Raw genomic sequence first — 13,541 nt, 5'->3', positions numbered from 1 at the left:
GATGAATTGAATTGTTGGCACTATGTTATAAAGTTGATTAATAATGCTCCTCTTGCGCATATGCAGTATAACTTTCGCAAGAAGGAGCATTATTATAGGTAGAAAGTTTTTAATAAAAATATATATAATATTGAAACATAGGAAATTTATTGTAGCAAATCGGAAATAATAATGATATAATAATAGAGTTAGAGCCGTTTAAGGACAACCCGAGACTACTGAAAAGCCTATTGATTATTGGATTTTACAAATCGGTAGGTTTTTCAGTCGTTTCGGTGCCTTACGGCTCTGCAAATTAAATTAGGAAAAGGAGAGCTAAAGTATGTACAAAAGTTACACAATGGAACTGTGCGGCAGGACACTTAGAGTTGATATAGGCAGAATGGCCGCCCAGGCAAACGGAGCAGCTTTGATGCATTATGGTGATACGGTAGTATTGTCAACAGCAACGGCATCGGATAAGCCCAGAGAAGGAATAGATTTCTTTCCGTTAAGTGTCGAATATGAAGAAAAGTTATATGCCGTAGGAAAAATTCCCGGCGGATTTATTAAGAGGGAAGGTAAGCCTTCAGAAAATGCCATATTGGCATCCCGCGCCATTGACAGGCCTATGAGGCCTTTGTTTCCGGATGATTACAGGAACGACGTTACTATCGATAACCTGGTACTTTGCGTTGACCAAGATTGCTCGCCGGAACTTACGGCTATGCTGGGTTCATCTATAGCCACCTGTATTTCCGATATACCTTTTAACGGACCGGTAGCTGCTACCATGGTAGGTATGGTCGACGGAGAACTGGTATTTAATCCGACATCAGCACAAAGGGAAAAGTCAGATTTGGCCCTTACCGTTGCATCTACCAGGGATAAAGTCATAATGATAGAAGCAGGTGCCAATGAGATCCAGGAAGATAAAATGATTGAGGCTATTTATGCCGCCCATGAAATTAATAAGAAAATAATTGAATTTATAGATAAGATTGTGGCAGAGTGCGGCAAGCCCAAGCATGAATATGAAAGATTTAAAGTACCTGACGAAATGTATGAGGATATGGTTAATTTCATAACCCCCGAGGCTATGGAAGAAGCTGTATTTACCGACGAAAAACAGGTCAGGGAAGAAAATATCAAAGCTATAGTTGAAAAACTTACTGAACGTTATGAAACGGATCATCCCGATTGGGTTCCGTTTATAAACGATGCGGTTTATAAGTTCCAGAAAAAGACCGTAAGAAAGATGATATTAAAGGACAAAAAACGCCCGGACGGCCGTAAATTGGATGAAATGAGAAAGCTTTCTGCCGAAATTGATATTCTTCCAAGAACTCACGGCTCGGGTATGTTTACCCGCGGTCAGACTCAGGTTTTGACTGTTACAACCCTGGGCGCTTTGGCTGAAACCCAAAGGCTTGACGGTATAGATGAAAATGAAACGGTTAAAAGATATATGCACCATTATAATTTCCCTTCATATTCCGTCGGTGAGACTAAGCCTTCTAGAGGTCCCGGAAGAAGGGAAATAGGTCACGGTGCTTTGGCTGAAAAAGCTTTGGTTCCGGTACTTCCTTCCGAAGAAGAATTCCCTTATGCTATCCGTACGGTATCGGAAGTATTGGAGTCAAACGGATCCACTTCCCAAGCCAGTGTATGTGCTTCAACCCTGTCCCTTATGGCTGCCGGCGTACCCATTAAGGCCATGGTTGCCGGTATATCCGTAGGACTGGTTACCGGTGAAACCGATGACGATTATGTACTGCTTACAGACATACAAGGGCTTGAGGATTTCTTCGGTGATATGGACTTTAAGGTGGCCGGAACCCATAAAGGTATTACGGCAATACAGATGGATATCAAGATCCACGGCCTTACAAGGGAAATTGTAGAAAAAGCCATTTATAGAGCAAGAGAAGCAAGAATTCATATTATAGATGAAGTAATGGCTCCGGTTATATCCAAACCCAGACCCGAAGTCGGCCCTTATTCACCGAAGATTATTCAGATTAAGATTGATCCTGCCAAGATCGGTGATGTTGTCGGACAGAGAGGCAAGACCATCAATGCCATCATCGAACAGACCGGAGTTAAGATTGATATAACCGATGACGGTGCCGTATCCATTTGCGGACAGGATAAGGACAGCATCGACAGGGCTGCACAGATGATACAGACAATTGTAAGTGATTTTGAAGAAGGCAAGATTTACGAAGGTAAAGTTATCAGCATAAAAGAATTCGGTGCATTCTTAGAGTTTGCGCCCGGTAAGGAAGGCCTCCTTCATATTTCCAAGATGTCAAAGCAGAGGGTTCGTCATGTTGAAGACATCCTTACCTTAGGAGACAGGGTAAAAGTTGTTTGCCTGGGTCCTGACAAGATGGGAAGAGTGTCCTTCAGTATGAAAGACCTGTAAGATATAATAGTTTTACAATAAAATAAGTATACTGCAAAGGATGGGTTTATCTTGGTAACTTGGATGAATTCATCCTTTAAATATTCCGATTTAATTTATGCTGCCATTTAGGCAGCTTTTTTTATTTTAGAGTTTATTAATTTTATCGGTAAATATTTTTGTGAATAATTATGTTAAATATGGGAGAGGATAAATCAGGCCATAAAAGCTTATTTTATATTTTTAATACTTGTGAATAAAGATTAATGAATGAAATTTAAAATGATTTGCAAACGGATATATAATGACAATTTTACAGGCAATATATAAAGCATAATGGTGGTTATATGAAAAAGACGTTGAGGAAGCTGAAAGTTAAAAAAGCAGTTCTGGTTTCTTTGGGTACCGGTTTTGCGTTTTTTGTAACTGTTTTTTTCATCGGTTATATGGTTATCAGGAATTACATCAGGAAGATGAACGTGATAGACCGAAGTCAAGAGGACGATTATGTCTATGCCGAAGATTACAATGACAATATTGATATTGATGAGAACGTGCATATGATAGAGAATCAAGTATCGGAAGCCTTTCAGGATGAATTAAGTATCGATGACATTAATGTGGATAACGTATCTGATTCAACAGATGAGGATTTAAATTTTCTTTCCGAATACGAAAAAATAGCAGATATACCGGTTATGAAAGATAAGAATGTATTTAACGTACTGCTGATAGGCAGCGATTCAAGGGATCCGGATGACCGCGGCCGTTCAGATGCCATGATGGTTCTGTCCGTCAGCAAAAAGAATAAAGAGATAGTACTTACTTCATTGTTAAGAGACATATATCTGAATATTCCGGGTAAAAAGAGCAACCGTTTAAATGCTGCTTATGCCCTGGGAGGAGCCAAACTTCTGACAGAAACAATAGAAAATAATTTCAAAATCAAGCTGGACGGCTATGTGGCGGTTGATTTCATTGCCTTTTTAGAGATTATTGATATTTTAGGGGGAGTAACCGTAGAGGTAACTGAAGAAGAGCTCCCTTTTTTGAACAGTAATATACGTAATATAAATATGTTTTTAAATGAAGATACAGATAAGGATTTGATTCCGGCTGCGGGAAAGTATTTGCTTAACGGCAAACAGACATTGGGATACAGCAGAATTCGTTATGCAGGCACCGATTTTGCAAGAACGGCCAGACAGCGAAAAGTTTTGGAGCAGATTTTTGAAAAGATGAAAAATATCGGTTTATTAGATATACTTAACATTCTAAATAAAGTCCTTCCAAAAGTAACAACAAATTTAAGTGAAAAGGAGATAATATCCCATATTATAAACCTGCCGGATTATTTCAGATATGAATTTAAACAATGGCGGATACCTGTAGACGGTAGTTACAAATATGCAAAAATTAAGGGGAAGGATGTACTGATAATAGATATAGAAAAGAATATTAATGAAATTTTAAAGAAAATTTATACAATAAAGAGGCAAAACTAACAAGATACACTATATGTAAAATAATAAAATATTATGTAACGGAATAAAATAATATGTATGCTAAAATATTTGCATTAACAGTTTGTTCAACCATAACAAAAAAAATAATTACCCTTGATGCATGTAAAATTATGGATTATAATATTGATAAAAGTAAATACATGGGGATCTTATGTTGCACAAAAGGTATTAGATAAAATATTTGATTAAATACATTATTACGAGGTATAAGTATGGAGAACTTTGTATATTTAACTGAAAACGAATGTTACGAATAGACGGTGGAGCTGCCTTATTATGGGGTGCTGTAAAAGTTGGTGCCAAATATTTTGCACAAGGATTAGTGAAAGGAGCAGGTATTTGGGTAGCCAAGAAAGCTTTGGATTATTTCTTTGATTAATTTTACGTTAAAAATACAGGCATATTTATAATAATAAATATGCCTGTATTTTTAAGTATAATGAATAAATATTAATAAAATATAATAGATTATGGAGATATGTATGAGAAATTTAAATTTATCACAACAGTATTTATTATATATATTAAAGGATAAACCAAAAATTATTTATAGAAAAAAATGCAAATTGGGTCTGCTGGCTATAGGAATCTGGGAGCTTTTTCAATATGGCGCTATTGATTTAAAAAAAAATTGTCTAATATCTATCTCTGGTTATGATAACAATAAATTGCAAGATGATTTTCTTAAAGAATTATTATTAATATTAACTAAATCAAAAAAGCAAAGTTTAACTGCTATAGTTGAAAAGCATATTATTTACAGTTCAAGGCAATATAAAAGATATATGGAAGCCATTTTAAATTCATTAGTAGAACAGGGATATATAATTGAATTAAAAAAATGTAAGATGTGTCGAAAGAAATATAAAATTTCAAATGATTTTAAGATAGAGTTTAATTTTGAAAGCAATAATATAATAAAATATGTTATGTCAAAGATAGAAAATACGGATAATAAGGATACTTCGATAACAGATTATTTTATGAAAAAGTATGTTGATAAGTTATTTGATGAATTTAAATTTCATAAATTGGAGACTTTAATTATTATAATATTATCATTTTTTACTGATGATTAGAAAGCATATTTATGTATAAGGATTTATGAATTTAACTTCTTCAAGAAAGGGTTATAATTTTTATGGATATTATACTGTTTATTCTTGGAGCAATTGTTGTAATAAGTATACATGAATTGGGACATTTTCTTATGCTAAAATTATGTGGTTTTAATGTAGAAGAAATATCTATAGGAATTGGGCCAAAACTAATTTTATTTAAACATAAAGATACAAAATATAGCTTACGGCTGATACCTATCGGCGGATATGTTGCATCCCCGGAATTAGATGCAAATTATGAAATCATGGGTCAATCCATAAGAATTTTTAATTTTAAAAAGATGCTTTGTTATTTGGCAGGGCCTTTTTTCAGCTTGGTTTTAGCAATAATACTTATTTTTGCATCAGGAAATATTCTTGGACTACGAGTTGAAAAGATTTATAACCAGCAATTATTAGAGCAAGGAATAGAAAAAGATTACAGACTCCGCAGTATAAACGGCAATAGAGTTTTCCGTATATCTGATATTGAAATACTGCTTAATTCTGATAAAGTAAATATACTTACATTTTCAAAAAATAATAATGACAGATTATATGTTGAGTATTATGCTGATAATTCGGATTATACGCCTACAATAAAAGATGTATATTTTTATGAGCAAACTTTTAAAGAAAAGTTTTTAGCTGTACGCTATACGATCCGGGATCTTATTAAAATTGTAATAGAATCTATAGGTGAATTAATTACAGGAAAAACCTCGGTTATAGAAGATATATCTAATCCCTATAGTAATTATATATTTAAGAAAAATATGAATTTTACATATAACTTTAATGTGTTTCTTGTAATTACTGCAGTATTTTCATGGGGAGTTTCTTTTTTTAATTTATTACCTATTATCGGATTTGATGGTTTTAGATGCATATATACATTGATACCAATAATAATTAATCGCAAATTAACTTTGATAGAAAGAGTAATTATTTGCTGTATCAGTATTTTATTTTCTATATGGGTTATCTTTTGATAATTTTAAATTTTTTTATTGAATAGAAATTATCATCTTAACTCAGGCACCTGTCATATAAGTGCAAGAATGACTTCAATTGATAGGATAATTTTTTAATGTTTTAGGATAAATCTTAACATCATTTCCGATAGATTACTGTAAGGGTATAAGTGGGGCGAGCTAAATGAATGATAGCAGCAGTAACAAAGTAAAATTTATTACAAAACCATTATTATGTATGGCGTGGTTTAGTTTATTTATGACAACCGTACTTTTAGGTCTAATAACGATTTTTGATTTAGGCAGTAAGATTAATTTTTATTTTTATGTTTTTTATTCAGTATATAACATTATATTTGCATATTTGCTGATTGTAAGAATTCCGTTTTTTAAATTGGAAGAACGCAATAAATAAAGACGATACATCTAATACAAAATATGGAACAGCACCCTATTATTATGTTACCCAAGATATTTATGATTTTAAAAAAGGTAATATTATAGATAACAGACAAAAAGCAATGAATGAAATGCTTAAATATGATACACAGCTAAAGTTTATTGTCAATAAGTTAATCTCAGAAGATTTATAAAGTATAGTATTAGGAATTCTCATAAATCATATAATTAAATATACGGTGAAGTAAATGTTTAAAAGGTACTATTGCGTAAAACAACATGATATCACGGATTGTGGTGCGGCTTGTCTGGCCACAATTTCTAAGCAATATGGATACAGCACCTCTATTACAAAAATAAGAGAGATAGCAGGAACGGACAAGCAGGGGACTAACGCGTATGGTGTCATAAAAGCAGCCGAACAACTTGGATTTACTGCAAAGGGAGTAAGAGGGGATAAGAATGCATTCTTTTCTGAATTTCCTCTGCCATGTATAGCGCATGTCATAGTTGACGGAGTGCTTCTTCATTATGTTGTAATACATAAAATATCAAAAAAGCAAGTGATTATAGCAGATCCTGCAAAAGGTATTGTAAAACTGACGCCCGAAGAATTCTTTGGTGAGAAGTCAGAAGAAGGAAAACCACCAAAATATCAGTGGAGTGGTGTACTTATCCTTATGGTTCCCAATACCTCTTTTCAAAAAGGGGATGATACAAAGGGCTTATTTCAAAGATTTTTTTATTTACTAAAACCTCAAAAGCGATTGCTGCTTAACATATTTGTTGCATCACTTATTTTAACTTTATTAGGAATTTTGGGTTCATTTTATTTTAAAGTTTTGCTAGACGATATTCTCCCAGGGGGATTACAAAAAACATTACATATTTTGTCTATAGGAATTATACTGTTAAATCTTTTTAAGGTATTACTTGCAGCAATCCGTTCCCATTTGCTTTTGTATTTAAGTCAAAAGTTGGATATAGCGTTATTGCTTGGATATTACAGTCATGTCCTAAAGTTACCTATGAATTTTTTTGGGACAAGAAAAGTTGGTGAAATTATTTCGAGGTTTCAAGACGCATCAAAAGTCAGGGATGCAATTTCTGGAGCTACTCTAACCATAATGATTGATACCATTATGGCTGTAGCAGGCGGTATAATTCTTTATATGCAAAACGGTAAGATGTTTGCCGTTACAGTCATAGTAGTAATCTTCTATTTTGCTATAGTATTCTGTTTTAATGAATGGTATAAAAAACTAAATCAGGTTCAGATGGAGAATAATGCACAGCTTACATCATATATGGTTGAATCTTTAAACGGAATTCAAACTGTAAAAGCTTACAATGCCGAACGCAAAGTAGATTTAGAAACAGAAACTAAATTCATTCGTTTGTTGAAAAGTGTATTCAAATTAAGTTGGGTCAGCAATCTTCAGGGGTCTTTGGTGGAGTTTGTTGAACTTACAGGAGGAATAATTATTGTTTGGGTTGGAGCCTACAATGTTATAAAAGGTAATTTGACTATTGGACAATTGATTACCTTTAATTCATTGCTGGCTTATTTTCTTGATCCCGTTAAAAATCTTATTAATCTTCAACCACAAATACAAACAGCAATTGTAGCTGCCGACAGATTAGGTGAAATTTTAGATTTAGAAATAGAAAAAGGAATAGATGAAGAAAAGAAACTAAAACCAACTTCTCTGCATGGAGACATAATATTTAAAAATATTACATTCAGATATGGAACAAGAAGACCTGTACTAGAAAATATAAATCTGCATATTAAGCAAGGGGAAAAAATTGCACTTGTAGGTGAAAGCGGCTCAGGAAAGACTACGCTGGTTAAATTGTTGCTTAATCTATATTCTCCGGAATCAGGTGAAATATTAATAAACAACAATAATATTAAAGATATAAATCTAGAATGTTTAAGAGATAAAATAGCATATATTCCGCAGGAAATATTTTTGTTCAGCGGAAGCATAATGGAAAACCTTGTATTGGGGTTGGATGATGTCACGACTGAGGAAGTTATTGATGCTGCTAAAAAGGCTCAGGCTCATGATTTTATTAATGAATTACCTTTAAGATACGAGACCAGATTAGAAGAAAACGGTTCCAATTTATCCGGCGGACAAAGACAACGGCTTGCAATAGCCAGGGCCATATTAAAAAAACCGGATATTCTTATATTGGATGAAGCAACCAGCAATCTGGATTCTATATCTGAGAGGGCAATTCAGGAAACTCTTGATGAGTACAGCAGAAATATGACCACCATAATTATTGCCCATAGATTAAGTACAATTAAGAAATGTGACAAAATATATGTTATGGATAAAAGTTATAAAGAATATTACAATACTGGTTATATTAGTAGCGGTACAGCTTATCGTCAGGTGGAAATGAAAGTAGATTACTACAAATTACAGAAAGATGAGCTGGTTGAAAATATTTATACTTATGTAAATAATGCGATTCATTCTTATGAGCAGGCATATAAATCAAGAGAGGCTGCTTTAAAGGAACTGCAAATAAAAGAAAAAAGATACGATACTTTAACTTCAAAGTTTAAATATAAGAGAGCCAGCAGGATTGAAGTTCTAGAAAGTTTAGTTGAATTGAAAGCGGCAAAAGTGGCATATTATCAGAGCTGTTATGATGTTATTATGTGGCAGGATATTCTTGACAATTATATAGTGTCATAACATTATCTGCCAAGGTATTAGCTGATTATATATAAATAATTTTTCAAATATGTCATGTTATATATTGTAAATTTATGTTAGTGTGACAGTGTCTTAAATATTAATTTATATTTTAAAAAAGGAAGTGACAATTATAATTCTTTTGGTACCTGTTTTTGCACCTGTTGCTATATAGTTTATGATGTAGGTAAAGCGGTTGTTAATATGTTGTCAGTGAATATAAAAATGCAGCAGCAGAAGGTACCAGACGCGGAACAGTTGATGCATATAATGATTATTACTACTATAAAAATCAACGAGAATGAGGTGAAGTAGATGGTTATTGCTGATTTGGCTTTTGAAAATATTCCTGATGATCAAATATTAGAATTAAGCGGTGGATGCGTTATTGGTACGATTTTATCAATAGCAGGTACGCTTATAACATTAAATGGAATATACGAAACCGGAAAAGATCATATTTATGATTATTATTATGATAAAGCATATAAAGCCGAAACGGCAAGACTTGAAAGGATCGAAAAAAGTCAAACCAGCAGTAGTTATTACGGCGGTGGAGGCGTTAGTTATTTAACATTATATCAATACATAACTTAAGAATTTTGGTATGATCTGATTTATCTTTATATTAAATTAATAACCTCCTATGTTTTCAAAAAAATGGATTTCCAACCTCAAAAAACATAGGAGGTTATCAAATAAGGAGAATATATGTTTAAAATTAAGTTTTCTAAACATAACATTAAAAAGATGATAAAGATAATATTTCTTAGTATTATTATCATATGGGATATATATTTTCTTGTAGATTTGATTTTTTTTAGTGATAAATTCAGGAAACCATATGTAGGCATAAATTATAAGGATTATAATTTGGTAAATAACAATAAAAAGGAATCGGATTCTTTGTCGGTTGAAGAAAAAGCAGCTGATTTTCAGTTTATGATAGATTTTATGTATGAGAATTATCCATTGATTCATATAGATGAAGAAATATACGGAATAGTTTTTGAAGAGAAAAATGATAAGTTTCGTAAGTTGATAGAAGATACGAAAAATGATTTTGAATTTTATCTTACTCTGTATAAATATTTTTCGACTGTTAAAAGTGCACATACTTATCTTTTGTTTCCTGACCCTGTTTTTCTGGAAAATATTCAGGTAAATAATTTGTCCAATATCATGGAAAATAATTTATATATAGAACGACTTCAATATTGGAAAAATCTATTATATGAGAATGTAAAAAATTATAATTTGGATGACATAGTAAAATTTAAGTATATTGACGGAAGGTATTATGAGACTGAATTTTTTGACACTTATATTACTCATATTAATGGCCAGCCGGTACAGGAGTTCATTGACAACCATGAAAGTATATTAAATAAGAATTTCAGTTTTAGGAAGAATGCATTATATTTTAGTAGTCTAATTTTTAATAAGGTTCAAGGCGAACCGGTATCGGTTCGAATGAATAACGGGATAGAATATAATCTATATCATGCGCCTGAGTATGAATTTTCATATATTTATAACTTAAATGAAGAGCAACCTGAAATTTTTTATTTATTAGATGAAGTAAAACGGATTTGTTATTATAGGATAGATTCTTTTCAAATCAGATATCTTAATAAAATACGTAAGCTTTCAGAGGAGATTATTGAAAAGAAGGATAGTATTGATACTGTAATTTTTGATATAAGAAACAATAATGGCGGACATCTATTGACATTTATTGATGGTATTTTAGATCACTTTATAAATAAAGAATACAAATTTACATATAAGTACTATGTACCGTTTACAGAATTTCATTCTGCATTTAAATATGAGTATAGAAGTAAAATAATCAAGAATCCTGTAATTGGAATAAAAAATAAAACCAATTTATATTACTCATATAAACGTAAAATTGAATATGGGGAAAAAAACCCGCAATATCTAAAAACATGTATGTACTAATTTGTGAGGCGACAGGTTCGGCTGCAGACACATTCGCTGCAATAATGAAAAACGGCAATCATGCAATTTTGGTAGGGCAAAATACGGCAGGAGAAGGTTTGGGAGATACTAGTTGTGTAATAAGATTGCCAAATAGCGGGATATTAATAAGTTTTATGGGGTCTTACGGAATAAATAAAGACGGTATGTCTAATTCAAAATACGGAACAGCACCTGATTATTATGTTACCCCAAATATTTATGATTATAAAAAAGGTATTAATATTGAAAGCGGACTTAAGACAATAAATGAAATGCTTAAATATGATACACAGCTAAAGTTTATTGTGAATAAGTTAATTTCAGAAGATTTATAAAGCTTATTATCTGGAATAATTATGAATTATGTAAATAGTTCTAATTTGTTAGTAGCTGGTGCCATTTTGTGGACTATATTATGCTGGAAAGGGTGAAATAACAGGTGCTTATCAAATGTAGCAGTACAATCTGCTAAAGAAGCACTTGGATACTAATTATGATAGATTTTATTGCTGTTTTCTTAATATGAATTTTAATAAATTCTGTTGAATTAATTTCAGTTATATATTTTGCTATTGGTATCGGTTTATTAGGAGCAATAGATATACTATCACGAAAAAAAATATCAATAAAGAAGCCTATATTGCTAGCGCTTCAGACAACAAGTACCGTACTTATATCTTTATCTTTGCTTGATGAAGCACCTGCTTATTTAGTTTTTTTTATACTAATTGGAATGTGCATGTTTTATTCTTTATATAATTTAAAAAATGCACATAAAGTCAGTACCACTATATTATTGGTTATAGCAAGCTTAGTGATTGATTTTGCATTTTATCATGTATTAGATATTTTTAAATTTATCTTATTTGCAATAGGATTATTAGTTTATTTTTGTCTTGTATACTATAAAAAACCTATCAGTACTTAGGCTTATTTATTGATATAAGATACCAAAAGATAAGATTATCACTTTATTATATTTAATATAAGGTTAAATAAAATATCATTATAGCATATATATAAAAATCATGGTTGATTAAACCCCTGCTATGATTTCGGTCACAGACCAGAACATAGCAGGGGTTTTGTGGCACTAAATTGTCATATTTCTTTGTAAGCCTAGAGAGGATAACAATATTGTTATTTGAAGCCGAATATGTTACAATATTTCATTAGTATTATTCTTCATTGCACGAATGAAAGGAAGAACTTTGAATGATTAGTATTGATAAACTCTCCAATGGGATAACCGTTGTAACGGAAATTATGCCATATCTTAAAAGTGCCGCCTTTGGAGTATGGGTCAGGGTAGGTTCCGCTAATGAAGATGAAAGCAATAATGGTATTGCCCATGTAATAGAGCATATGATGTTTAAAGGAACAAAAAACAGAACCGCCAAACAGATAGCTGATGAAATGGCGAAAATCGGCGGTAATATTAATGCATATACCAGTAAGGAATGTACTTCTTACTATGCGACAACCCTTAGTGAGCATTTGCCGATGGCAATAAGGATTATCGGGGATATGCTAAATAATTCTCTGATTGACGAAAAAGCCTTAAGAAAAGAAAAGGGCGTTATTTTGGAAGAGATTGATATGTATGAAGATTCTCCTGAAGACTTGGTTCATGATTTGCTTCAGCAAAGAATTTGGAAGGATCATCCTTTGGGATATATTATCTCAGGTAAAAAAACTACGGTAAGGAAGATAAGCAGGGAGCAAATTCTTGATTTTTTGCATACATTTTATACAGGCGAAAATATTGTAATATCGATAGCCGGCAATTTTGATCGGGAAGAAATACTTGCACTTGTCGAAGAGGAATTCGGTAAAATAAGACCTAAAGGCATAAAGGACTATATCCCTCCCGAAAAACCGGTTTATCGCAAGGTGGTATGCAAAAAACGTAAGGATATTGAACAGCTTCACATAAATATGGCTTTTGATTGCATATCCTTCTTGTCGGAAGAAAGGTTTGCTCTGTCAATACTTAATTCCATCCTCGGAGGAAGTGTCAATTCGAGATTGTTCCAAAAGGTGAGGGAAGAAGCCGGACTGACATATGCTATTTATTCATACGGCAGTTCATATAAGACGACAGGTCTGCTCCATATATATGCGGCTATGAACCCCGGCCAAAAAGATACGGTATTAAATATGATCTACGATGAAATAGAAGATTTAAGGAAAAACGGGATTACCCCTGACGAACTTGCCATGACAAAAGAACAGATAAAGACGGAGCTTATTTTGGGAAGTGAAGGGGCAAAAAACAGGATGAATGCCAACGGAAAATCTATGCTTAACCGGGGCAGGTTGGTACCTCTGGATGAAACGATTGAGGGTATTAATAAAGTAACCATTGAAGATGTGCAGGATTTTGTAATCAAATATTTGGATATATCCAATTCCTCCATATGTTTGGTAGGAAACATAAAATAATTATTTAA

10 protein-coding genes are annotated in these 13,541 nt (G+C 32.5%); all 10 read left to right on the top strand.

Annotation, left to right across the window (positions count from 1 at the left end):
- The first annotated feature begins 322 nt into the window (after positions 1-322).
- The 10 genes from HHT355_RS06185 to HHT355_RS06135 all read left to right on the top strand — a co-directional run bounded on the left by HHT355_RS06185 (position 323) and on the right by HHT355_RS06135 (position 13,533).
- Positions 323-2,407 (top strand): polyribonucleotide nucleotidyltransferase, encoded by a 2,085-nt coding sequence (locus HHT355_RS06185; protein ID WP_103202558.1) that lies wholly within the window; start codon positions 323-325, stop codon positions 2,405-2,407.
- 326 nt (positions 2,408-2,733) lie between these two features.
- Positions 2,734-3,891, top strand: coding sequence for an LCP family protein (locus tag HHT355_RS06180; RefSeq protein ID WP_103202557.1), 1,158 nt, complete (start codon positions 2,734-2,736; stop codon positions 3,889-3,891).
- Positions 3,892-4,156: 265 nt separating this feature from the next.
- Entirely contained in the window at positions 4,157-4,291 is a 135-nt protein-coding gene (locus tag HHT355_RS13865; RefSeq protein ID WP_278320044.1) for a hypothetical protein, read from the top strand.
- A gap of 103 nt (positions 4,292-4,394) precedes the next feature.
- On the top strand, positions 4,395-4,991 hold the full coding sequence (locus tag HHT355_RS06175; RefSeq protein ID WP_103202556.1) for a hypothetical protein: 597 nt from the start codon (positions 4,395-4,397) through the stop codon (positions 4,989-4,991).
- A 62-nt stretch (positions 4,992-5,053) separates the two neighbouring features.
- Positions 5,054-6,004, top strand: coding sequence for a site-2 protease family protein (locus HHT355_RS06170; protein WP_103202555.1), 951 nt, complete (start codon positions 5,054-5,056; stop codon positions 6,002-6,004).
- A gap of 629 nt (positions 6,005-6,633) precedes the next feature.
- A complete protein-coding gene (locus HHT355_RS06160) occupies positions 6,634-9,102 on the top strand; it encodes a peptide cleavage/export ABC transporter (protein WP_103202553.1) in 2,469 nt (822 codons plus the stop codon).
- A 315-nt stretch (positions 9,103-9,417) separates the two neighbouring features.
- Entirely contained in the window at positions 9,418-9,699 is a 282-nt protein-coding gene (locus tag HHT355_RS06155) for a hypothetical protein (RefSeq protein ID WP_103202552.1), read from the top strand.
- 114 nt (positions 9,700-9,813) lie between these two features.
- A complete protein-coding gene (locus tag HHT355_RS13860; protein WP_103202551.1) occupies positions 9,814-11,067 on the top strand; it encodes a S41 family peptidase in 1,254 nt (417 codons plus the stop codon).
- Positions 11,055-11,423: a S41 family peptidase gene (locus HHT355_RS13855; RefSeq protein ID WP_103202550.1), complete on the top strand. Its 369-nt coding sequence runs from the start codon at positions 11,055-11,057 to the stop codon at positions 11,421-11,423. Before HHT355_RS13860 ends, HHT355_RS13855 begins: the two co-directional genes overlap by 13 nt.
- Positions 11,424-12,303: 880 nt before the next feature.
- Positions 12,304-13,533 carry a M16 family metallopeptidase gene (locus HHT355_RS06135; RefSeq protein WP_103202548.1) on the top strand — a complete coding sequence of 410 codons (1,230 nt, stop codon included), beginning with the start codon at positions 12,304-12,306 and terminating at the stop codon, positions 13,531-13,533.
- The last annotated feature ends 8 nt before the right edge of the window (positions 13,534-13,541 follow it).

Origin of the sequence: Herbinix hemicellulosilytica, from assembly GCF_002904165.1 — a bacterium.
GTDB lineage: Bacteria > Bacillota > Clostridia > Lachnospirales > Lachnospiraceae > Mobilitalea > Mobilitalea hemicellulosilytica.
The sequence above is the reverse complement of the archived record's forward strand: the minus strand, read 5'-3'. Positions and strand labels throughout refer to the sequence as shown.